This window comes from Asticcacaulis sp. YBE204, from assembly GCF_000495855.1.
In the GTDB taxonomy this organism is placed as follows: Bacteria; Pseudomonadota; Alphaproteobacteria; order Caulobacterales; family Caulobacteraceae; genus Asticcacaulis.
Map to the genome: position 1 here is coordinate 96987 of NZ_AWGF01000012.1, position 22857 is coordinate 119843.

Sequence of the window (22857 nt, forward strand, 5' to 3'; positions counted from 1 at the left end):
TTCAGAGGGAAACTTACGGTTTACGCGGCGCTGTGCTGGGTCGATAGCTTGAAGCGGTCGCGGTGTTCCAAGGTCTTCTTGCGCAGTTCGGCCAGCGCTTCTTTCTCTTCGGCGACCAGCATGGCCTCGAACAGACGGCGGAAGTGTTCGCGCATGGCGTTGCGCGCGGCGTTCGGGTCGCGGTTACGGATGGCCTCCAGCACGACCATATGTTCCTCGACGCGGTCCTCGAAACCGCCCTTGCACACATTGCCGTAGACATGCGCCACTTGCGGCGCTTCGTTGCGAATGCGCCAGAGGGTGCGCACGAAGTGTTCGATGATCGGGCTACCCGTATTCTGGGCGATGATCGTGTGGAACTCCTCGTCGGCCTCTTCGGCATCGTCGCCGTTGCGCGCCATGACGCGCACGGTTGCCTCAAGCGCTTCCAGCGCCGACGGCGTGATGTTGAGCGCCGCCAGTGCCGCCGCCTCGCTTTCGATCACCGCGCGCGAGGTGGTCAGTTCGAAGGCATTGACGTCGGCGGAGAAGATAATGTCGGGGGCCGGACGCGCCTGCACATAGACGCCGGAGCCCGTCTTGATGACGATATAGCCCTGAGCCTCAAGTGCGATTTCGGCTTCACGGATGGTGACGCGCGACACACCCAGACGCTCGGCCAGTTCGCGCTCGCCCGGCAACCGGCTACCCGCCGGAAATTCGCCCGACTCGATCAGGCCGATGATCTGTTTCGCGATAAGCTGATAACGCCGGTCGGTCGTCATGGGGTTGCATCTACTCCTGTGGTCCGAATCTGTGATTGCGGACAGTACAAGTTACACAAAATCCCATCCCTTGGGAAGAAGGTCCCTGCCAGTGTCAAACCAAAAGGTCAGCCACTGGCAGAGGAGGCGGGGATGAGCTTACATCCGATAGCGTAAACCGACCGTGAACTGACGGCCTGTCGAGCCATAAAGCGCGGTGACCGGCTGATCGGAATAGTAGTAGCGGTTGGTCGTCTGGTTGGTCATATTGAGACCTTCCAGCGAGACCGACAGGCGCTTCGATAGATTGTAGCTGAGGGCGAAATCGACGTTCAGGGTGTCTTCCGAGCCGCCGAAGTCGTTGATCAGCGGCGTATCGCAGGCCACGCCGTTGACCACACCTGCCGCGCACGAACCGGCGACGACGGGATAGGTGGTGTAGTAGCCGTCACGTTGCGCCATCGAGATACGGGCATTGATCTTCTCGTCTTCGTAATAGACGGTCAGGTTGACCGCATTCGGCGAAGCGCCCAGCCACGGCCCCTTACCGGTGACCTGCGGTGTCGTGTCAGAGCCCGGATCGAGGATATAGGTCAGCTCCGAGTCGATATGGGTGGCGTTCAACTGAATGCCGGTGTTGCGCAACAGTCCCGGCAGGAAGGTAAAGGCCTGCTGATAGTTGATCTCGATGCCTTTCAGCTCGCCGCCGGGGGCATCGCGGAACTGACGCGCGGTGGCGGGATAGTCGTTGGTGATGTAGGCGGCTTCGGCGCTGGTCGCACCGTACTGCTCAATCAGGCTCTGGCGACCGGCGGCGTCGAGGAAGGTCGACAGGGGGCCGGAGAAGCGCACGGTCTGCGGATAGGAACCGATTTCCTTCTTGAACACGGCCACCGAGATCAGGCCGCCCTTGGCGTAGTACCATTCCACCGAGGCGTCGTAATTATTGGCGCGGAACGGCGACAGTTTCGGGTTGCCTATGGTGAGCGTCGCACCGGACGAATTGCCGTCCGACGGGATCGACAGGGCGGTGATGGTCGGCGCCAGTTGCTGAAGCGTCGGACGCGACATGGTCTTGGCAGCGCCAAAGCGGAAATAGAGGTTATCGCGCGGGCGGATGGCGATATTGAACGACGGTAGGGTATCCGAATACGAATTGGTCCCCTGAACATTGCGTCCGCCGGTCGAACGGCCATTGGACACGATATCCGTCGTCGCGTAGCGCACGCCGAGGTTACCGAAGGCGTTCCAGCCATCGAAGAAGTCGTAATTGAAGCTGGCCTGCGCATAGACGCCGCCGGTCTTTTCGGTCACATCGAAGGTTTCTCGGCCCTGCTGACGGAACTGGGTCAGTCGCCAATCGCCCCACTTATTGATGCAGTTACAGGTAAAGCCGAACAGGGCATCGAACTTGTCGATATCCGGGCCGAACCAGGCCGTTGTCGAACCGGCCGGGACGTCGAGGCCCTGACCGAAATTGATAACCTTGCCGAGGCTGGCGATGGTGACGCCGGCTTCTTTTTCGGTCGGATTGATCTGGACGTTCTGGCGTTCATACTGCGCGGTCGAGAAGCTGTAGTCGCGACCGGTGCCGCCGAACTTGAAGTTCAGATTGTCGTTGAAGGCATACTCGAAGTCGGCTTTCCATGCACCATAGCGATTTTCCACGAACTTCTTGTGGTGACGCAGGAAGGAGACGCCCTTGAGGATGGTCCACTGCGTGGGATCGGCGGCGTTGAAGCCCGCGTCGAACAGCGGCATGTCGCCGCCACCGCGCTCATCGTAGGTGAAGGTCGCCGACTGATCGTAGAGGCCCCATTCGGCCATCTTGCCCGTCGAGTCGAGGTAGGACTTCGACGCGCCGTAGGTGAAATCGCCTTTAAGCTTGTCAGTGAATTCGTGCGTCAGGTTGAACGACACCTGCTGGAAGGTCGTCTCATAGGACCCCTGATCGGCGCGGGCCGACCAGTCGACATTGCGCAGTTGCAGATAGTCGGCGACGCCGTTGGTCACATGGGCGGCCAGCACGTCGGTGGCCGGACGGCCGATCTGCTTGTCGCGCACGGCGAGGCCATCGGCAGAGGCGACATAACCGACCGAGGTCGGGCTGTTGTAGTAATCGTAGACGTCGAGATTATACGGGTTGTACGAGAAGTTCGTCCCCGCCACCAGCGTATTGCCATAAAGCGCCTGCCCGCAGTCGATGGGAGAGGCATAGGCGCCGCCCGCCGTATAGGTACAGGTGCCGGGATAAAGGCCGCGCTTCGACGCCAGCGCCGTCGTGGCGCTCGCCTTGGCGTAGGTATTGTTGGTGTTGTTGCGGTTCAGGCCGAACGGCAGCAACTGATTCAGCGTTGAGGTGCTGTTCTGCTTGGAATAGAGCAGGTCGATCGTCGCGCGGGTTTTCGACGAAATCTGCATCTGGAAGGACGAGGTCAGGCCGAGGCGCTCCTGATGCAGATCTTGTTGTTCCGGGCCAGCCAGGGCCGGGAAGATGACCTTGGACCCATCGATGGTGCCGTCCGCAGCGGCAGGGTGCAGGATGGCATAGGCGGTCGGGTCGGAGCCGGTGACCGCGGCGATATAGGCGGCATTGGTGATCGAGGGCGTGGTCGGCTGAACCACACCGGCGGCGGTCAGCGAGCTGCCGAAGGTCGTCCCGGCTGGCGCGGAAAAGCCTGAACGACGCGGATTTTCCAGCGTCGCCCAGGTCGTCGAGCGGTAGACATATTCGCCGGTGACGATCTGACGGCGGTATTGATCGTTCTCGGAATCCTTTTCCGAATAGGCGACCGAGGCGAGGAAGCCGAGGCGGCCCCCGGCCCAGCGCTTCGACAACAGGCCGGTGATGCGCGGATTATTGTAGCCGCCATTGTCGTAATAGGCGTTCTCGATGGCGAAGGCGTAGCGGTCCTTCTTGTAGTCGAACGGGCGACCGGTTTGCAGATCGACCGTGGCGCCGAGTGAGCCTTCGTCGGTTTCGGCCGACGCGGTCTTGCGCACCTTGAGGCTGTTGAACAGTTCCGACGCGAAGACGTTGAAATCGAAGGTCCGCGTCGTGTTCATCGCCGTCGAATTGGTGTCGTTCGTCCCTGCGGTCGAGAGCGCTTCGAGGTCGTTGATGCGCACGCGGGTAAAGTCGCCGCCCAGACCGCGCACGGTGATGGTGCGGCCTTCGCCATTGTCGCGATCGATCGAGATGCCGGGGATGCGTTGCAGCGATTCGGCAAGATTCGCGTCCGGGAAGTCGGCGATATCCTCGGCATTGATCGCATCGACCATGTCTTCGGAATTGCGCTTGGTGGTCAGGGCGCTTTGCAGCGACGCACGATAGCCGGTGACGACAACCGTTTGAATATCATCAGATTTAGCGGGTTCGGCCTCTTGCGCGAAAACCGGCGTAAAGATAATGGCGGCCAGGATGGCGGTCGTGCCGCACAGAGCGGCGCGCAGGGCAGGGCCCCGGGATTGGGTTTCCATTATATGTCTCCTCCGTATGCCCGATTGGTTTGTTTATGGGTCTGGCAATATGGTTGACCTATATGTTTCATAATGTCAATCTACTGGTATGGAGAAAATTAAGAAATTGATCGGCCTTTACCGATCTAAAGGCGCCAAATTTACCGAAAATACCTGTATTTATGCGATTTTGCGGCATTTTTGCACCCGTACATACCATTTTGGAGGCGTGGGTGGTTTGGTATTTGTAAAATTGGCCAACCGTTTTTTTTAAAATTGGTATGAACATAGGTTGACAAAATGGTCGGTGCTGTCATTTTCAGCGGCAAGGACGTTTGATCCATATAATCATACCAAGGGAGGACGGCGTGATCCGTCTGCGACATCATCTCATCGCCAGTGCCTTTGTATGCGCCGCCTCGCCGGTCGTCGCTGCCGAAGCCGCGCGGACGGTGACGGTGGCTACGCCTGCGGAATATGCCGCCGTGGCAAAGGAACTGCGCGCGGGCGATACGGTTATTCTCAAAAACGGCGTCTGGCGCGACTTCGATATCGACTTTACAGGGCAGGGCACCGAAGCCGCGCCGATCACCCTGCGTGCCGAAACGCCGGGTAAGGTGATTCTGTCGGGGCAGTCGGCCCTGCGACTGGGCGGCGACTACCTGCTGGTCAGCGGGCTGGTCTTTCGCGACGGTTATTCGCCGCGCGACGAGGTCATCGCCTTTCGCAGCGGCAAGCGGCTGGCGACGCATTCGCGGGTGACCGAAACCGTGGTCGACCGTTTCAACAAGCCGCGTGTGGCGGGGGCCAATCCCGAAAACGACATCTGGATCGCCCTGTTCGGGCGCGATAACCGCTTCGATCACAACCACGTCGAAGGCAAGATCACCCCCGGCGTGACTCTGGCCGTGCGCATCGAGGACGAGGTCAGCCAGCAAAACCGCCACCGCATCGACCACACCTATTTCGGGCCGCGCCCGCCGCTGGGCGCCAATGGCGGCGAGACAATTCGCATCGGCACCAGCCATAATTCGCTGTCGGACTCGCTGACCGTCGTGGAAAGCAACCTGTTCGAAGGCTGTTCCGGCGAGGTCGAAATCATCTCGGTCAAGTCCGGCGGCAATGTCGTGCGCGGCAATCTGTTTAACCGTTCGCAAGGGACGGTGACGCTGCGCCACGGCAACGGCAATCTGGTTGAAGGCAATGTCTTTTTCGGCGGCGGCGAAGCCAATACCGGCGGCGTCCGCGTCATCAATGCCAACCAGACGGTTCGCAATAACGTCTTTGTCGGCCTGACCGGGACGGGCTTCGCGAGCGCCTTCACGATCATGAACGGCGTGCCCAATTCGGTGCTCAACCGCTACCATCAGGTCAAAAACGCCGACATCCACCACAATACGTTTGTCGAGGTCTCCGATCTGTTGTTCGGCGGCGGCGCGGATGCCGAGCGCACCCTGCCCGCTATCGACAGCCGCTTTCACGACAACCTGATCATCGGAAAGTCGCGCATCAAGGTGCTGGCCGACATGTCTGGTGTGGCGTTTTCAGACAATGTGATCAGCGCGGGTGTGCAATCGCCGCTGCCGGGATTTGCCGCCGGTGAAGTGCGCGCCGACATCGCCAAGGGCCTGACCTTGCCTAAGATTACCGCGCCCGCCGGAGCCGGTGCGCCGCGCGACCTCACCGTGCTCGATCGCGACTCTACGGGGGTCAGCTGGTATCCGAAAGCCAATCTCGACGCCAAGGTGTCGACCCGCATGATCAAGGTAACGACGACCGACGGCCTGACGCAGGCGATGGCCACGGCCCAATCCGGCGATGTGCTGAACCTGTCGGCAGGGGTTTACAAGATCGGACCGGTAACGGTCAAAACCGCCGTGACGCTGCGCGGTGCGGCGACGGTCGAGGGCGCGTTCACTCTGGCCAATACAGGCGATCTGACGTTGGACGGCTTGACGCTCACAGGCGAGGGTGCGCTGATCCGCGCCACGCCGTCGAACAGCGGGCATAATTACCACATCGCGCTGAACAAGATCACGGTAACAAACGTCACCGGGCCAGTGGTTGCCGCCGATGACGGGGTGTTTATCGCCTCGATCGACATCAGCCATAGCACGTTTTCTAACCTCGACACGCCGGTCGTCGCCTTGTCGGGTGAACAGGCGGTCAAGGGCGGTTACAAGGCCGAGATCGTGCGCGTGACGGATAGCCGGTTTGCCAATCTCAAAAGCCCCGCGCTCGATATCCTGCGCGGTGGGCGCGACGAAAGCACCTTCGGGCCGCGCATCACTCTGACCGGCAACCGGTTCGAGACGGTATCGGTTCCGGCGCATCTGCACGGTGCGACGGCGGTGACGCTTGAACGCAATGCCTTCATCAACAGCGGCGCGGTCACCTTTGTCCGCGAGGCCGGAGCGCCCGTGATCACCGTCGATGGCGTGGCCTTAACGGTCTCGGATGCGGCCAGACACTTCGACTACACGAATAAAAAATAAGACACGGAGCGAACGTCCATGCAGATTTCCCGCCGACTATTAGGCGCAGGCGTATTGGGTGCCGGATTGGTCGGGCTGTCGGCCCAAGCCGCGACGCCTGCGACCAAAACCCCGCCGCCCGCGCCGCTGTTCAAGGCCACACTCGACAAGGCGCGTAAATCGGTCGCGCCGTACCTGAAACAGCGTCCCGATGTGCCGGTGCCCAAGGACGCGGGCGGCGGCTACACCCATGAACGCCACAAGGACAATTACCGCGTCATCCGCGAAGCCGGGATGCTCTATGCCTTTACCGGTGAGCGGCGCTATGCCGATCTGGTGCGCGACGTGCTGTTCGCCTATGCCGACCTTTATCCGGGGCTCAAGCCGCACCCGATCGAGGCTGCGCCGCAGAAGGGCAAGCTGTTCTGGCAGTCGCTGAACGACGCCGTCTGGCTGGTCGAGGCGATTCAGGGCTATGCCGAGGTGCGCAGCGTCCTGACGCCCGCCGACCGTCAGCGCATCGAAGCCAATGTCTTCCGGCCCATGTGCGCCTTTTCGATGGTCGATTCGGCGAAGACCTTCGAGCGCATCCATAACCACGCGACCTGGGCCGTGGCGGGCGTCGGCATGACCGGCTACGTCATCAATGAGCCCGCCTACGTCAAGGCGGCGCTGTACGGCCTTAAAGGCGACGGCAAGACCGGTTTCCTGCGTCAGATCGACGAGCTGTTCTCGCCCGACGGCTACTATACCGAAGGCCCCTATTATCAGCGTTACGCCCTGCAACCGTTCGAGGTCTTCGCCGGTTCTATCGAGCGCTACGACCCGGCGAAAAAGATATTCGATTACCGCGATGGGATGCTGGTCAAGGCGGTCTATGCCCTGATCGACCTGTCCTACGAGGGCAAATTCTTCCCGCTCAACGACGCCATCGTCGACAAGGGCATCGATTCGCCGGAGCTGATTCAGGCGCTGGCCATCGTCTATGCGCGCAACAAGGACCCGCAACTGCTGTCGGTCTCGACGGCTCAGGGGACGGTCGCCTTCACCCGCGAAGGGGCGCTGGTCGCCGCCGATATCGCGGCGGGAAAATCCAAGCCGTTTAACTACAAATCCCAGCTTTTCCGCGACGGCGCCAAGGGCGACGAGGGCGGGGTGGCGGTCATCCGCTCCGGCAAGGGCAACCGTGCGCAGGCGCTTGTGTTCAAGGCCACCGCGCAGGGCATGGGCCACGGCCATTTCGACCGCCTGAGCTACATCTTCTATGACGCCAAACGCGAGGCCGTCGCCGACTATGGCGCGGCGCGCTACCTCAATGTCGAGGCCAAAAAGGGCGGGCGCTATCTCGCTGAGAACGAGACCTGGGCCAAGCAATCCATTGCCCACAATACGTTGGTGGTCGACGAGACGAGCCAGTTCAACGCCGATGTCGATGCGGCGCAGCCGGTGCCGACGACGTTTTTGACGTTCGCGACCAAGGACGGTGTGCAGTTCGCCTCGGCGCGGCTCGACAAGGCCTATGGCGAGGTGACGATCTGGCGTGCGGTGATGGTCGTCGAGCGCCCGGAACTGGGGCGGCCCGTGGTCATCGATCTGGTCCGGGCGCGCGGGCAAAGCGCCCATCGTTACGACCTGCCGCTGCACTATAAGGGCGTGTTTCTCGACGCTTCGACGAAATTCAAGGCCAGCACGACCGGCCTTGCGCCGCTGGGGACGAAGAACGGCTATCAGCATCTGTGGAAAAAGGCCGAGGCGGCGGTCCCCGAAGGCGGTCAGCGCCTGTCGTGGTTCAACCGCGACCGCTTCTACAGCCTCAATTACGACGCACCGGGCGTGTCGAAGGCCTTCCTCACAGAACTGGGGGCCAATGACCCGGACGACAATCTGCGGCCGGAACGCGCGGTGATCCTGCGCGCCGATAACGCCAGGGATTTCAACAGCGTCTCCGTGCTGGAAGCCTATGGCGACTACGATCCGGCCCAGGAGTCCGTGCGCGATATCCTGCCGTCGGTGACGGGCGTGCGCCTGCATCAGGACGGCGCGAACGACCTGATCATCCTGACGCTCAAGACCGGTCAGACGCTGGCCATCGGCGTTACCTGGGACGGTGAGGATCAGAACAGCGTCACCCTCGACGGCAAGACGCGAACCTGGCGCGGCGCTTTCGGCGTGACAGGCTAAGGGAAGAGTACAATGAAAATCAAAGGTCTACGCTGGTTTATTATCGGCCTGATCGCCATCGCCACGGTGATCAACTATATCGACCGCAACGCCATGGCGGTGATGTGGCCGGAAATCTCCAAGGAACTGGGCCTCAGCAAGGATGACTACGCCCTGCTGCTGACCTGCTTCACCCTGTCCTACGCCTTCGGGCAGTCGCTGTTCGGCAAGATACTAGACGCGGTGGGCACACGGATCGGCTTCACCATTGCCATCCTGATCTGGTCGCTGTCGATCGCCGGGCATGCTCTGGCACGAACGCTGCTGATGTTCGGCATATTGCGCGCCACGCTTGGTATGTCGGAAGCCGGGGCGTGGCCGGGGGCAGCCAAGGCCAATGCCCTGTGGTTCCCCGCCACAGAACGCGCCTTGGCGCAGGGTATTTTCAACGCCGGGGCCTCGGTCGGGGCCATTGTCGCCGCGCCGCTGATCGCCTTCCTGTTCCTGCTCATCGGCTGGAAGATGGTCTTCCTGATGATCGGCGTGCTGGGCTTTATCTGGATCATACCGTGGCTGTTCGTCTACCGCGCAGACCCGGAAACCCATCCGTGGCTGACCGAAGACGAGCGCGATTACATCCTGCTGCATCGCGTCAGCAAGGACGCGCAGGTCTCGACGACCGAATACGCCCCCAATATCAAGGGCTTGCTGTCGCATAAGGAAAGCTGGAGCATCATCCTCTGCCGCTTCTTTCTCGACCCGATCTGGTGGCTGTTCGTCTCGTGGCTGCCGATCTATCTGGCGGAAACCTTCGGCTTCGACATCAAGCAGATCGGCCTGTTCGGCTGGGTGCCGTTCGTCGGCGCGGCCATCGGCAGTCTGCTCGGCGGGGCCCTGTCGGGTCTCCTGATCCGCCGCGGCGTCAGTGTCGGCAAGGCGCGCAAATCGGTCATCATCATCGGCGCGCTGATCATGATCCCGGCGCTGGTCCTGTGCATGAACGCCGCCACGCCCTTGCTGGCCGTATTGCTCATCGCCGTCGTCCTGTTCGGCTTTCAGATGGCCATCGGCAATATTCAGACCCTGCCGGGCGACTATTTCTCCGGCAAGTCGGTCGGCTCCCTGTCCGGCCTCGGCGGCACGGCGGCCAATCTGGGGGTCTTGCTGACCACCTGGGTCGTGCCGATGGCGACCAAGGTGTCGTTCGCGCCGGTCTTCCTCATGGCGGGGCTTCTGGTCCCCGTTTCGCTCCTCGCCTTGCTGCTTCTGGGGGGCCGTGTGCGCCGCCTCGAAGGGCCAAAATCCTAGTTTGTTTACTTGAAAGTCTGTTCCTATGTCCCTCAAAGATAAAGTCATTATCGTTACCGGCGGCGCGCGCGACATCGGTCGTTCCGTCTCGCTCAAACTGGCTGAAGCCGGGGCGAAGGTGGTGATCAACTATCATTCCAACGCCGAAACCGCTCAGGCGACGCTTGAGGCCGCCAAGGCCTTCGGCGGCGAGGCGATCATCGTCAGGGCCGACGTCACCGATCCGGCGCAATGCGAAGCGCTGGTCACAGCCGCGACCGACGCCTTCGGACCGAAGATCGACGGGCTGGTCAATGTCACCGGCGGCATGGTGGCGCGCAAGACCGTCGATCTGATGGATATCGAATTCTTCGAACATGTCATGCGGCTGAACGCCACCTCGACCTTCCTGATGACGAAAGCCGTCGTGCCGCACATGCAAGCGGGCGCGACCATCGTCAACCTGTCGTCTCAGGCCGGACGCGACGGCGGCGGGCCGGGCGCCAGCGCCTATGCGGCGTCGAAAGCCGCCGTCATGGCCTTTACGCGTGGCATGGCCAAGGAACTGGGGCCGAAGGGCATCCGCGTCAATGCCCTGTGTCCCGGCCTGATCGGAACGTCGTTCCACGACACCTTCTCGAACCTCGAAGGCCGCGCGAAAGTCGTGGCGGGAACTCCGTTGCGCCGCGAAGGCCATCCGGACGATGTCGGCGATGTGGTCGCCTATCTGTCGTCGGACGCGTCGAGCTTTCTGACCGGGCTCAACCTCGATGTGAACGGCGGATTGCTGTTTAGTTAAGACAAGCGCATCCCGAAAAGTGTGCAGCGGTTTTCGGACCCAGATGCGCGACAAAAAAACTAAGCGACCTGACCGGCGGGCAATGTGTCCGCCGGTTTTTTCATGGCCCATTCCAAAGCTGCATCGCCGGTCATTGGGCGGCCCAGATGATAGCCCTGCATGTTGCGGCAGCCGAAGCGTTGCAGCAGAGCCTGGGTTTCGGCGTTTTCCACACCCTCGGCCACGACTTCCATGCCGAGCGAGTGGCCCAGATTGACGATGGCCTGCACCATGACCTGCGCCGACGTCGAGTCGGTCAGGCCGATGACGAAGGAATTGTCGATCTTGAGACGATCGACGCGCAGGTGGCGCAGCGACGACAAAGACGAATAACCGACGCCGAAATCGTCGATGACCAGGCGGATACCGCCTTCCGCCAGAACGGCTAGTTTACCTTCGACGGCGCGCATGTCCATCGCGGTTTCTTCGGTGATTTCGATTTCGATCGTCGACGGGGCGACATTGGCCTGTTTCAGCGCCTCGAAGACCATCGTCTCTACCGGCAGGCGCGACATTTCGCGTGGCGAGATATTGACGGCGACCCATGATCGATCGAGACCCGAGGCCTTGAGACGCGCGGTCATGGCGCAGGCCTCACGCAGAATATATTTCAGCAAAGGCTCCGACAGCCCTAGGACAGCGGCGTTTTCGACGATATCGACGGGCGAGACCCAGCCGTGCTTATCGTGTTCCCAACGCAGCAGGGCTTCGAAATGGCTGAACCGACGCCCGCCGTCGCTGAAAATGGGCTGATACCACATATGGAGCTGATGCTCGGACAGGGCGCGCGGCAGATCGCGTTCGATGTCGCGCTTCATGCCCAGACGATTGCTCAAAGTCTCGTCGAACCGGTGGAAACGGTTGCGGCCGCCGCTTTTGGCGGCGTAAAGCGCGGTGTCGGCGCAGACCATCATTTCGGAGAAGCTGACGCGCTCGCGCGTCTGATGGATGCCGATACTCACGCCGACACGACCGGCGTCGAAGCCGTCGAACGGCTCGCCTATGGCGGTTATGATGCGGTTGGCGATGTCCGGCACCGGCATGGCGACCTTATCCGGGTCGAAGAGAACGGCGAATTCGTCACCGCCAAGCCGCGCAATGGTAAAGCCGTCGCTGGGGGTGTCCTTCAGGCGGCGGGCGACCTCGACCAGCACATCGTCCCCGGCGCGGTGGCCGAATACATCGTTGACCGACTTGAACCCGTCCAGATCGAGGATCATGAGGCACAACGGTGTGGAGTCCTGCGACACGCGACGGTCGACCTCGGCAGCGAACCCGCTGCGGTTCAGAAGCCCGGTCAGGGCGTCGTGGACGGCGCGGTGGCGCATCTCCTCGGCGACTTCGGTCGTGCGGGCGTGGGCCTGTTTCAGCGATCCGGCCAGCGATGTCGCCTCATTCTTGCGCCCGCTGCCGTCGCGGAACATGACTTCGCTTTCCAAAGCCGAACGTATCAGCGCCCCCAGATAGAGCAGGGTGGCCAGCGCCAGACCGATACGGTCAAAGCCCCCGGCGTAGAACAGACAACCGGCCATCGACATCAGCGGCGGCACGATAAAACAGATGGGGATGATGGCATAGGCATTGCCGTGGACGACCGCGCCCGCCGTAATCCCGCAGATGACCACGAGGTAGAAGCCGAACTGTGCCGAGGTGTAGCCTTCGCACAGGGCGGGTATCAGCGCCCAGACCGAGCCGGAGACCAGCGCGGCCAGCGACGCGATGAACAGGTGGCGATCGACGGACAGTTTCGCCATACCAGCGAACGCGCCCTTGGCCGTCGCGCCGGGGAAGGGGGCCTGACACAGGGCAACGCGGACCATATTGATGCCCAGCGCGGCGGCAAACCACAGGACACCGGCTTCGGCATGGCCGTAATAGACGGTCACCGTCATGATGATCAGCGACAGGGCGATATTGATCGGGATCGAGATCTTGACGCTGCGCCGCACGGTCGCCAGCTGGTCGGCGCGGATAAGCGCCGTCAGTCGATGCGTGTCGTGTGTTGCCGATGCCATATAGATCGCTACCTCGATGAGTTTGTCGCGATATGCCGAAAACCCCAAAAAGCGTCCTGGCACGTTTCGGCATATCGCTTGCCGCTAATATGATACCGGGCACGGTAGCAGGATAAGGTAACCATCCACTTAACTGTGAGAATCCATCGCACATAATCGTGAGACAATTTTGGTCATGGCCCGATAGACAACGGCGCGAGGGCCTTTTATAGCAAAAGTGGGGACAGTCTGAGACCGGACGACGCGCAGGGTTAGCGTAGATATATGCCGTGCATACCGGTCGACTGTAGGGTTGCCTGAATGACATTTCCCATTGGTATGAGGATAGCCGGATTTGGCCGTTATCGACCCAAAACCGCGCAACCTTCCACGGTGCTCGATGCCCGTTTCGGGCAGCCTGAGGGTTGGACCGAGGCCCGGTTCGGTATTGCTTCGCGCGGGATCGCCGACCGGGAGGAAACGACCTCGTTCATGGCTGCGGGCGCTTGCCGCGAAGCCCTGACGCAGGCCGGGTGGGGCGAGGGCGAGTTTGATCTGCTGGTGGGGGCGTGCGGCGTGATGGAGCAGCCCATCCCTGGCACCGCGCCATTGGTGCAGTACCGGTTGGGGCTGGCGAAATCCGGCATTACGGCCTTCGACATCAACATGACCTGCCTGTCCTTCCTTCAGGCGCTGGATACGGTCAGCCTGTATATCGCCGCAGGCCGTTGTCGGCGGGCGGTGATTTTTGCCAGCGATATCGCCTCGGCGGGCCTCGATTACAGCCACCCTGAAATCTCGGCCATTTTCGGCGACGGGGCGGCGGCAGTCTGCGTCGAGGCGGCATCGGACGGCCCGGCCATTCTGGGCTCGGCATTTGCCACCTATAGCGCGGGCAAGGATACGGCGGTGTTGCGCGCGGGCGGGACCGGGGTGCGGATCGATGACGGGATCGACGCCTTGCGCGCGGCCGCCATGTTTCAGATGGACCCGTTCGCCGTTTTCAAGGCCGCCGGACGCCACGTCCCGGCGATGGTCGATCGGGTTCTGGCGCAGGCCGGACTGACCCTCAACGACATCAACACGATCGTCTGCCATCAGGCCAGCCAACCGGGGCTGGAATATATCCGGCATCTGGTGAAGGATCGTCCCGAACGCGTGGTCGATATCTTTGCCGACCACGGCAACCAGATCGCCGCGTCCCTGCCATCGGCGCTTTACGTGGCACACCGTGAGGGCCGCCTGACACCGGGATCGACGGCGCTGTTGCTGGGCACCTCGGCGGGAGTCAGCATCGGCGCCATGGTGTTACGTCTGTGAGGCGGGTGCTGGTAACCGGAGCGACCGGCGGACTGGGGATGGCGGTCGTCGAGGCGCTGCGGGCGCAGGGCTATCGGGTTCGGGCGACAGGGCGTGATATGGCACGCGGCGCACGACTGGAAACCTTGGGGGCCGAGTTTATCGCTGCCGATCTATGCGCGCCGGGAGTGGGTCAGGTGCTGGTCGCCGGTATGGACAGCGTCATTCATACCGCCGCCCTGTCGAGTCCGTGGGGGGCAAAAGCCGCCTTCCGCGCGATCAATGTCGAGGCGACCGAAGCGCTGTTGCAGGCGGCCAAAAGCGAAAAATGTCAGAGGTTTGTCTTCGTGTCTTCGCCCTCGGTCTATGCCCGTGCCGTCGATCAGCCCGACCTGAAAGAAAGCGATCCGGTCACACAGCGTCCGCTCAATGCCTATGCCGCGACCAAGATCGAAGCCGAGCGCCGGGTCGCCGTTTTTGCCGGTCCGGACATGGCCTGTGTGTCGATACGGCCGCGCGCCATAATCGGGCCTGACGATACCGTGTTGCTGCCGCGCGTCATTCGGTTGCTGCGCAAGGGCCGGTTTCCGCTTCTAAGAGGCGGCAAGGTCCTGATCGAACTGACCGATGTGCGCGATGTGGCGCAAGCCTTGGTGTTGGCCGAACAGCGTGCGCCTTTGCTCAATGGCGAAGTCGTAAATATTTCCGGCGGCAAGGCGCTGCCGGTCAGGAATATGATCGAACGGTTTTCCAAGGCCCTGAACCTGCCGGTGCGGTTCGTCCCCGTGCCCTATGGGCCTTTGAGCGTCGCCGTCGCCGGGATGGAGGCCATGTGCCGTATCCTGCCCGGTCAGCCGGAACCGCCCCTGACCGTTTACGGACTTACGACCCTGGCCTTTTCGCAGACCTTCGACCTGAGCCTGGCGCGCGAGCGTTTGGGGTATAAACCGTGCTACGATGCCTTTCAAAGCGCCATCGAGGCGGCGTCATGAGCGTGTCGGCCGTGCATATCCTACAGGTCGGGGCATGCCGCCATCCTGAGATCATGAGCCGGCAGGGCGGGCATCTGTGTCCGGTCGATTTCCCGGCTCTGGTGGGGCTGATCTTGCATGACGAACTTGGGCCGGTCCTGTTCGATACCGGCTACGATCAACGCTTTTTAACCGCGACAGAAGCGTTTCCAGAGCGGCTTTACCGCCTCGCCACACCCGTGAGCCTGCCGCCACAACCACTTGATATACAATTGGAAAATATCGGATACGCCGTCGACGATATCGCCGGAATCGTGGTTTCGCATTTCCACGGGGATCATGTCGCCGGGCTGATGCAATTCCCCAAGGCGCGGATTTTTTGCGCCCGTACGGGTTTAGAGGCGACCCGGCGCGGTGGACGGTTCAACCGCGTCCGGCGGGGTTTGCTGAGCGCCTTGGTGCCGGATGATATCGATAGCCGCGCGACCTTTTTCGAAGACCTGTCGCCGGTTGCGCTGGATGACGCCTTAAGCCCCTTTGCGCACGGCGTCGATCTGATCGGCGATGGCCGTCTAATGGGCATCGAGTTACCGGGCCATTGTTCCGGGCACTGGGGATTATGGGTGCCGGACGCGCGGCGGTTCTTTATCGGTGACGCGGCGTGGTCGCTGGAGGCGGTCGAACAGAACGTGCCGCCACCCGCCCTGACGACCGGCTTGCTGGGGCATACAGCGACCTATCGGGCCACGCTCGACGCGCTGAATGCCCTGTCGAAACGCGGTACCGTTGAGATTATTCCGTCGCATTGCGCGCGCACGGCTGAAAAATGGGTGCGACGTGGCTGAGGTCCGCGCCTTCCTGTCGGCTTATGGCACGGCGCTGATCAGCCGCCACTGGATGCGCGCCGTGCTTGAGCGCCATCAGGGGAGGCTATGGCGGCGTAAACGCGCGGCCTTGCGCGGCGTGCGCGCTTTTGCGGCGGTTACAGGTGACGCCTTGAGCGATGTTCCGATCACCGACGTCACCGATTTTCGGGCGCGATTCGACGCCTTTACACCGGGGTTCAGCCACACGGACGCCGTGGCCTTGGCCGAAGGCGCGGAAACCGGCGCGCCGCAATCGCCCGGTCTGCGCGCCGGGTTTTCGACCGGCACCTCCGGCGGGCTGCGCGGCCTGTTCGTGACGACGCCAATCGAGCGGGCAGCCTATATGGGACAGTTGCTGGGCAAGTTGCTGACGCCGCTTGAACTGATGCGCTACCGCCGCGTCGCTCTGTGTCTGCGCGCGCCAAACGATCTTTACCGGTCCGGGCGGTTCGATTTACGCTTCTTCCCGCTGGGGGGCGACGTGGCCGATATCGAGGCCTTCGATCCGGAGGTGCTGGTCGCGCCGCCGCAGGTCCTGCTGAAGCTCCGCCCCATGCCGTCGTTGAACCGCCTGTTCTATGGCGCGGAAACCCTCAATGCGATCGAACGCGACGGCATAACCGCGCGTCTCGGTGTTCGACCCGACCCCATCTATCAGGCGACCGAAGGTTTTCTAGGCGCGCCTTGCCGGTTGGGGACGCTGCATCTTAACGAGGACAGCCTGATCGTCGAGCACGAACCGCTCGACAATCAGGGGCGGTTCCGGCCCGTCGTCACCGATCTGCGGCGAACGTCGCAGGCGGTGATCCGTCTCAGACTCGACGATATTTTGCAGGAAGCGACCTGTCCCTGCGGCTCTGCTTTGCGGGCGGTCAGGCCGGTCGAAGGGCGGATTCAGGATATCTGGCGCTGGGGTGACAGGCCCGTTTTTCCGGGCGAGGTCGAGGCGCAGGTCGCGCCTTGTCTGCCGCCGGATCACGGCTGGACGGCAACGGGCAGCGTAACCGGCATCGTGTTTTCGGTGGCGCACGATGAAGACGCCGATGCCGTGGCCAAGGCCTTGCGCAGGTTCGGGCAGCCGGTGTCGCGCGTGACCTACGATCCGGCGCAGGATTATCCTAAACGTCGCCATGTCCGGTGGACGCCATGAGCCGGGTACTTGTCACCGGCGTCCGTGCGCCCGTCGCTGTCGACCTGATCCGCGCCCTGATTTCGCAAGGCCATGAGGTCCACGCCGCCGATGTCTGCCACAGCGCCGTCGTCGATTGCTTGCCGGTGTCCTCGTTCACGCGTTACGCTTCGCCGGTATTTGCGCCTGAACGTTTTAGGATCAATGCTCTGGCTATCGCTGAACATATGGATGCAGTCATTTGTTTATGCGAGGAAATTTTTCATTGGGCGAAGCTTGAAATTCCGCTGTTTGCGGCGGATCGATCCTTGCTGATCAAACTCCATTCCAAGTTAGACTTTATCCGCATGGCGGGCGACCTGGGCCTGAACATACCGACCACGCATTACCTTGGCGACGCGCGGGATGACATGACTAAGGCCGTTCTCAAACCGGAATTTTCACGGTTCGGAACGCGGGTGCTTATCCGCCCTGATGAACGGACGGTGGCGACGTTACCGCATGATCCCGGCAATCCGTGGCTGATCCAGAGCCATATCCACGGCGAAGACCTGAGTTTCTACGCCATCGCCCGCGACGGTCGCCTGACCGCGTTTTCGGCTTATCGTTCGGCGTGGCGGACGCGCGGCGGGGCCAGCTACTATATCGATCCGGTCGAGGCCGATCTGTCGCAAAGGGTGGAGTCCATCGCCCGTACCCTGATCGCAGGGCTGAGCCTGACGGGGCAGATCGCGTGCGACCTTCGGCAAGACAGGGACGGGAGGCTGTGGCTGCTGGAGTGCAATCCGCGCGCGACGTCGGGCCTGCATTTGCTGGCGCACGATCCTGCGGCATTGACGGCGGCGTTCATAGGCAACGGACCGGTTGTCAGAACCGACGGCTGCCCCGCCTATGTCGGCCCGGCCATGCGGGCCTATGGCTGGCCGCAAGCCATACGGGAGGGGCGACTGCGCACGTGGCGAGCCGACATGTCGCGTGGTCGCGACGTTCTGAAAGGTCTCACGGTCCCGGCCCTGCGCGATACCTTGGGTCATGGTCTGCGCGCCATGCGCCGGAGGCAGAGACTGGCGGCGGGAATGACGGCGGATATCGAATATAACGGAGGTCATGATGAGCCTGCGTAATGCCCGCGTCCGCTTTGAGGACCGTCTGGCAATCCCGGAAACCCCGAACCGTTGCTGGCTGACGTCGCTGACCACGGCCATAGGGCCGGTGGCACGCGAGGAAATCCGGCGTGTCCTACATGGCCCGTCGGCTTTTGCCGGATGCCTGATAAGCTATTTGCTCGAAGGTCTGGGGCGGCTGTTGCACATTGACCGAGCAATCTATCCGGATCATGCCTTGCTCAGTACCTCCCTTTATGCGCCGAGCCGCCTTGCGAACTTGCTGGACACGGATCTGGCGAAAGCTTACCCCGATCACGCGGTGCTGATCCGCTCGGTTAACGCCTTTTCGCATCTGGACATGGTGGCCAAATCCTTCAAGCGCTGGCCGTTCCGCGTCGTTTGGATCGTCGGCGACCTTGAAACCGAGTGGCGAAACCGCCGCGATGCCCGACGCGACCGGGGGCTTCTGGCGCAGTCCGGCTTACGCCATGCAGCCTATTCGGGTGAGATGCCGGAAGCGGTGCTTCGTCAATGCCTGAGGCTCTATCGCAGCCTCTATATAGAGGCCTATAGCCCGTACAATCCCGACTACGAACCCGAATATATACGGTTGCTTGTGGCGCGACATGATATTGAAATTCATACGCTTTCCGACGGAGATGCCATTGTCGCCTTTTGCGCTCTGCACGGCACGGCGGATATGCTGAGCGTGCCGATGGTGGGCTACGACCGGACACGACCGACCAATGAAGGGCTTTATCGCGCGATCATGACGGTTGCCTTCGAAAGCGCGCATGAACGCGGCGTAGCGCTCAACCTGTCGGCGGGCGCTTCACGCTTCAAGGCGCACCGCGGCGCCAGACCCTATGTCGAATATATGATCGTCTTCGACGCGCATCTGCCGTGGTGGCGGCGGGCGGGCTACAGCCTGCTGGCCTTCGTTCTCGGCCGCGCCGAACCCTATCTGCTGAGGAGTGCCGTATGAGCCTGCCCGCCGGAATCGAAAGCTCGTGGCTGCCCGTCGCCCTGAGCCGTCAGGTGCGGCACAGGCCGCTCAAACGCATCGTTGCCGGGCAGCCCGTGGTTCTGTGGCGGGCCGACGGCAAGGTCAACGCCTTCCGCGACCGCTGTCCGCACCGCAACTATCCGCTCTCAGAAGGCAAGGTGGATGGTGGGCGGCTGGTCTGCCCCTATCACGGTTGGGCTTTCGATGCGGAAGGCGCGTGTCGCGACGTGCCGGGCTGCGTCAATGCGGACACCTCGCGCCTGAAGGCGGAAACCGTCGATGTTCGCGAAGCCTTCGGCGTGGTTTTCGTGCGTCTGAAGCCGGGCGAAGACGATTTCGACACCGCCTTGCCGCCCATGCCGGATACGCAGGATCACCATCACTTCTGGTGGGCTATCCGGCCTCAGGCGGGGCGGATCTATGACGCGCTCGACAATGTGCTCGACCCCTTCCACACCAATTTCATCCATGACGGCTATATCCGCGTGAAATCGCGCCGTCAGCGCGTCGAGCAGACCCTGCATATCCACGAGGACCGTTTTGAAGCCGTCTATGTGCAGGATACCGATCACGGCTGGATGTCGCGCGCTCTGGAAGGGCCGCGGGCGCGGTCGACCGGGACCTATTATCCGCCCGTGGCCTTTCAGGGTCGCTGGGAAGGACCGACCGGCTTGACTTTGTGCGTCACCATCTGGTTCGTGCCGGAAGCCGACCGCGTGATGCGGCCCTTTGCCCGCTTTTCGACACCGAAAAATCGCGGCCCGGCCTGGCTGACCGAAGTCCTGATCCGTCTGTTCCTGTTCAAGGTCATCGAGCAGGACGCCGATGCGCTGAAAAAACTGCGCGACAATATCGAGACCTTCGGCGGGCCGCGCTTCAGGGCCGGTCCCGCCGATCGCCTGAGCGACAAGCTGATGGCGCTCTATCTGGGGCAGAGCTTGACGCCGGAAACGCAAGGGCCCTTTGAAATCTGGCTGTAAGTCGTTGCGGGTGTGACAATTTTTGGCCGACGGATTGACAGCCGCCCGGTTTCACCTTCGTATCTGGGTTTCGGATCTGGGTTTCGGATTATTGGGGTGACGCATATGGGACTGTTCGGACCGCTCAAGCCGCTGACGCGCGCGGAAGACGAGGGTAAAACCCTGGCCAAGACGCTGAGCTGGCCGCACCTGATGGCACTGGGTATCGGTGGCATCATCGGTACGGGCATCTATACCCTGACCGGTGTCGGTGCCGGACTGGCCGGGCCGGGCCTGATCATCTCGTTTGCGATTGCCGGGCTGGTTTGCGCCTTTGCAGCCTTGGCCTATACCGAGATGTCGACCCTGATCCCGGCGGCGGGCTCGGCCTATACCTACACCTATTCGGCCATCGGCGAGGTCGCGGCCTGGGTCGTCGGCTGGGCGCTGATCCTCGAATATTCGCTGGCCTGTTCAACCGTGGCGGTCGGCTGGTCGGCGCACCTCGTCGGCTGGCTGGAGGCGGCGGGCATCCATCTGCCCGCGCTGCTGCTGAGTGGTCCCTATGCAGGCGGGCTGGTCAATCTGCCCGCCGTCGTCGTAGCTCTGGCCGTCATGGGTTTGCTGCTGATCGGTGCGCGCGAAAGCGCCACGATCAATATCATCCTCGTCGTCATCAAACTGGTAGCGCTGGGCGCGTTCATCGTGCTGGGCCTGCCCGCGATTCAGGCCGGCAATTACGATCCGTTCCTGCCGTTCGGGTTCTTCGCGCATGAGATCGGCGGCGAAAAGTTCGGCGTGATGGCCGCCGCGGCTATCGTCTTCTTCGCCTTCTTCGGTTTCGACGCCGTCTCGACCTCGGCGGAGGAGGCCAAGAACCCCGGCCGCGACCTGACCATCGGTATTCTGGGTTCGATGGCCGTGTCGACCGTCATCTATATGCTGGTCGCCGCTGTTGCCGTCGGCGCCTTGAATTTCAAGGACATCGCCGGGTCGGGTGAGCCCCTGCCGCACGTCCTGCGCGGTCTGGGCCACGACCTGATCGCCACATTGGTTGCCTGGGCCGCTATCGTTGCCCTGCCGTCGGTGATCCTTGTCTTCATGTACGGCCAGAGCCGTATCTTCTTCGTCATGGCGCGCGATGGCCTGCTGCCGAGCGCTATCGCCAAGGTCAATGCCAAGGGCTCGCCCGCCCTGATCACCCTGATTACCGGCGTCGTCATTGCGCTGGTTGCCGGGTTCGTACCGTTGAAACGCATCGCCGAACTGTCGAACGCCGGAACGCTGATCGCCTTCGTCGCCGTGGCCCTGTCGATGATCGTGCTGCGCCGCCGGTTCCCGGACCTGCCGCGCACCTTCAAGGTACCGCTCTACTGGGCGGTCGGGCCGCTGGCGATTGCCGGGTGCGTCTTCATCTTCTCCAGCCTGCCGAAAGAGAGCCAGTTGTTCACCCTGATCTGGATGGGGATCGGTCTGGTCGTCTATTTCCTTTACGGCCACTCCCACAGCCGTCTCAGAAAAGAGGGCAAATGATCAAAAGGCCGGGATTGCTCCCGGCCTTTTCACTTTTATGGGTTGGCCACGATAGAGGCTTCATGGATTTTAAGGCTGCTCGACGCCTCCGTGCCGGTGACGACGCTGCCGATGGCATTGGCGCGGCTGATCGAGGAACTGAGGACATCCATGCGTTTGCCCGTTCCTGAGGTCAGGGTCATGACGGCATTTTGCAGGATACCGTCGTCCTCGGCGGCCCACAGTATAGCAGCGGCGACATCGACGGTGAGGCTCCGGCTGACCGCCAGAGTATTGCCGCTGCGGAGCGTCAGGCTGGTAGAGGTCCGCGACCACGCGGCCCCCGTCAGGGCTATGGCCGACGCATCGGCCGTCAGGTCGAATTTGACACGAGCGGTCGGGCTGAGACCTTCCAGTCCATTGAAGCCGTAAGCGATGGTACCGGTTTCCTTGCATCCGCCGACCAGCCCGGCCCAGGTTCGGGTGGTCAGACGGAAATTGCCGTAGCTGGCGTCGGAATCGCGGACGCCGCCACAATCGGTATCGCCCTGAAAGGCGAAATCATTGCTGACCAGATTGATCGTCTGCTTGGCGGGTGGCATCGGGGGTGCTGGCGGCGTCTCGCCGGAGTCGGTGACCGCCACCAGATGGGTACCGTTGACGACCTTGAAGGTCTGGCCCTTGAAGATTTGCGACAGGGTGGCGGCCAGACCGTTCAGATCGGCGCCACCTTTCTTCATGGCCGTCTTGTAGGGTTCGGCATATTTTTTCTGGTAGGCGGCGATCGCGGCGCTGCGGGCCTTGGGGTCTTTCTGAGTGTCGATGATCTTAAGGTCGGCCTGCATGGCGGCCACCAGCTTCTCGTCGCCCTTGAACCCGGCCATGACCCTGGCGTCGAAGTCGGCGAAGGCCGCCTTGGCGCGGGCCTCCTGCTCCTTGGTGATGTCGGAGGTGACGGGCAGTTTCGCGGCGGTTTTCGATTCCTGTGCCACCAGCGGCGAAGCGGCCAGCAGCAGGGCAGCGGCAATCAACGGTACTGTACGCATGACGGTTC

16 protein-coding genes are annotated in these 22857 nt (G+C 62.1%); 12 read left to right on the forward strand and 4 right to left on the reverse strand.

The annotated features are described in order from the left end of the window. Positions 1-20 precede the first annotated feature (20 nt). Positions 21-764 carry a FadR/GntR family transcriptional regulator gene (locus tag AEYBE204_RS34355; RefSeq protein WP_023463153.1) on the reverse strand — a complete coding sequence of 248 codons (744 nt, stop codon included), beginning with the start codon at positions 762-764 and terminating at the stop codon, positions 21-23. A gap of 138 nt (positions 765-902) precedes the next feature. After that, positions 903-4223, reverse strand: a complete 3321-nt coding sequence (locus tag AEYBE204_RS34360) for a TonB-dependent receptor (protein WP_023463154.1) — start codon at positions 4221-4223, stop codon at positions 903-905. Between the two features lie 347 nt (positions 4224-4570). Between AEYBE204_RS34360 and AEYBE204_RS34365 the strand changes: the two genes are divergently transcribed. The 4 genes from AEYBE204_RS34365 to AEYBE204_RS34380 are packed head-to-tail and all read left to right on the forward strand — an operon-like array spanning position 4571 to position 10922. Continuing rightward, positions 4571-6697, forward strand: coding sequence for a polysaccharide lyase 6 family protein (locus AEYBE204_RS34365; RefSeq protein ID WP_023463155.1), 2127 nt, complete (start codon positions 4571-4573; stop codon positions 6695-6697). 18 nt (positions 6698-6715) lie between these two features. Next, positions 6716-8857, forward strand: coding sequence for a heparinase II/III family protein (locus AEYBE204_RS34370; protein ID WP_081724722.1), 2142 nt, complete (start codon positions 6716-6718; stop codon positions 8855-8857). A 12-nt stretch (positions 8858-8869) separates the two neighbouring features. After that, positions 8870-10144, forward strand: coding sequence for an MFS transporter (locus AEYBE204_RS34375; RefSeq protein WP_023463157.1), 1275 nt, complete (start codon positions 8870-8872; stop codon positions 10142-10144). Between the two features lie 25 nt (positions 10145-10169). Further along, the gene (locus AEYBE204_RS34380; RefSeq protein ID WP_023463158.1) at positions 10170-10922 is read left to right on the forward strand and encodes an SDR family NAD(P)-dependent oxidoreductase; all 753 of its coding nucleotides are present in this window, start codon (positions 10170-10172) and stop codon (positions 10920-10922) included. A 59-nt stretch (positions 10923-10981) separates the two neighbouring features. On the opposite strand, the gene AEYBE204_RS34385 is transcribed toward AEYBE204_RS34380, so the two are convergent. After that, positions 10982-12976, reverse strand: coding sequence for a bifunctional diguanylate cyclase/phosphodiesterase (locus AEYBE204_RS34385; RefSeq protein ID WP_052019490.1), 1995 nt, complete (start codon positions 12974-12976; stop codon positions 10982-10984). Positions 12977-13276: 300 nt separating this feature from the next. Here AEYBE204_RS34385 and AEYBE204_RS34390 point away from each other — a divergent pair, with 300 nt between their 5' ends. The 8 genes from AEYBE204_RS34390 to AEYBE204_RS34425 all read left to right on the forward strand — a co-directional run bounded on the left by AEYBE204_RS34390 (position 13277) and on the right by AEYBE204_RS34425 (position 21824). Continuing rightward, complete coding sequence (locus tag AEYBE204_RS34390; RefSeq protein ID WP_031231116.1) at positions 13277-14275, forward strand: 3-oxoacyl-[acyl-carrier-protein] synthase III C-terminal domain-containing protein; 999 nt, start codon at positions 13277-13279, stop codon at positions 14273-14275. Between the two features lie 5 nt (positions 14276-14280). Continuing rightward, positions 14281-15246 carry an NAD(P)-dependent oxidoreductase gene (locus tag AEYBE204_RS34395; RefSeq protein ID WP_155908444.1) on the forward strand — a complete coding sequence of 322 codons (966 nt, stop codon included), beginning with the start codon at positions 14281-14283 and terminating at the stop codon, positions 15244-15246. Beyond that, positions 15243-16070, forward strand: coding sequence for an MBL fold metallo-hydrolase (locus AEYBE204_RS34400; RefSeq protein WP_023463162.1), 828 nt, complete (start codon positions 15243-15245; stop codon positions 16068-16070). Before AEYBE204_RS34395 ends, AEYBE204_RS34400 begins: the two co-directional genes overlap by 4 nt. Next, a complete protein-coding gene (locus AEYBE204_RS39640) occupies positions 16063-17241 on the forward strand; it encodes a hypothetical protein (RefSeq protein WP_023463163.1) in 1179 nt (392 codons plus the stop codon). Before AEYBE204_RS34400 ends, AEYBE204_RS39640 begins: the two co-directional genes overlap by 8 nt. Continuing rightward, the gene (locus AEYBE204_RS34410) at positions 17238-18344 is read left to right on the forward strand and encodes an ATP-grasp domain-containing protein (protein ID WP_023463164.1); all 1107 of its coding nucleotides are present in this window, start codon (positions 17238-17240) and stop codon (positions 18342-18344) included. Before AEYBE204_RS39640 ends, AEYBE204_RS34410 begins: the two co-directional genes overlap by 4 nt. Then, positions 18328-19311 (forward strand): GNAT family N-acetyltransferase, encoded by a 984-nt coding sequence (locus tag AEYBE204_RS34415; RefSeq protein WP_081724723.1) that lies wholly within the window; start codon positions 18328-18330, stop codon positions 19309-19311. Before AEYBE204_RS34410 ends, AEYBE204_RS34415 begins: the two co-directional genes overlap by 17 nt. Next, the gene (locus tag AEYBE204_RS34420) at positions 19308-20312 is read left to right on the forward strand and encodes an aromatic ring-hydroxylating dioxygenase subunit alpha (RefSeq protein WP_023463166.1); all 1005 of its coding nucleotides are present in this window, start codon (positions 19308-19310) and stop codon (positions 20310-20312) included. Before AEYBE204_RS34415 ends, AEYBE204_RS34420 begins: the two co-directional genes overlap by 4 nt. Positions 20313-20417: 105 nt before the next feature. Beyond that, entirely contained in the window at positions 20418-21824 is a 1407-nt protein-coding gene (locus AEYBE204_RS34425; RefSeq protein WP_023463167.1) for an amino acid permease, read from the forward strand. A 35-nt stretch (positions 21825-21859) separates the two neighbouring features. Here AEYBE204_RS34425 and AEYBE204_RS34430 read toward each other — a convergent pair whose 3' ends face one another. Then, complete coding sequence (locus AEYBE204_RS34430; RefSeq protein ID WP_023463168.1) at positions 21860-22849, reverse strand: hypothetical protein; 990 nt, start codon at positions 22847-22849, stop codon at positions 21860-21862. Positions 22850-22857: the final 8 nt, after the last annotated feature.

Bases quoted from the DNA above. Each gene is read 5' to 3' on its own strand.
- AEYBE204_RS34370 (WP_081724722.1), top strand. From the start codon at position 6,716: ATGCAGATTTCCCGCCGACTATTAGGCGCAGGCGTATTGGGTGCCGGA.
- AEYBE204_RS34375 (WP_023463157.1), top strand. From the start codon at position 8,870: ATGAAAATCAAAGGTCTACGCTGGTTTATTATCGGCCTGATCGCCATC.
- AEYBE204_RS34430 (WP_023463168.1), bottom strand. From the start codon at position 22,849: ATGCGTACAGTACCGTTGATTGCCGCTGCCCTGCTGCTGGCCGCTTCG.
- AEYBE204_RS34420 (WP_023463166.1), top strand. From the start codon at position 19,308: ATGAGCCTGCCCGCCGGAATCGAAAGCTCGTGGCTGCCCGTCGCCCTG.
- AEYBE204_RS34380 (WP_023463158.1), top strand. From the start codon at position 10,170: ATGTCCCTCAAAGATAAAGTCATTATCGTTACCGGCGGCGCGCGCGAC.
- AEYBE204_RS34410 (WP_023463164.1), top strand. From the start codon at position 17,238: ATGAGCCGGGTACTTGTCACCGGCGTCCGTGCGCCCGTCGCTGTCGAC.
- AEYBE204_RS34425 (WP_023463167.1), top strand. From the start codon at position 20,418: ATGGGACTGTTCGGACCGCTCAAGCCGCTGACGCGCGCGGAAGACGAG.
- AEYBE204_RS34355 (WP_023463153.1), bottom strand. From the start codon at position 764: ATGACGACCGACCGGCGTTATCAGCTTATCGCGAAACAGATCATCGGC.
- AEYBE204_RS34360 (WP_023463154.1), bottom strand. From the start codon at position 4,223: ATGGAAACCCAATCCCGGGGCCCTGCCCTGCGCGCCGCTCTGTGCGGC.
- AEYBE204_RS34415 (WP_081724723.1), top strand. From the start codon at position 18,328: ATGATGAGCCTGCGTAATGCCCGCGTCCGCTTTGAGGACCGTCTGGCA.
- AEYBE204_RS34385 (WP_052019490.1), bottom strand. From the start codon at position 12,976: ATGGCATCGGCAACACACGACACGCATCGACTGACGGCGCTTATCCGC.
- AEYBE204_RS34390 (WP_031231116.1), top strand. From the start codon at position 13,277: ATGACATTTCCCATTGGTATGAGGATAGCCGGATTTGGCCGTTATCGA.
- AEYBE204_RS34400 (WP_023463162.1), top strand. From the start codon at position 15,243: ATGAGCGTGTCGGCCGTGCATATCCTACAGGTCGGGGCATGCCGCCAT.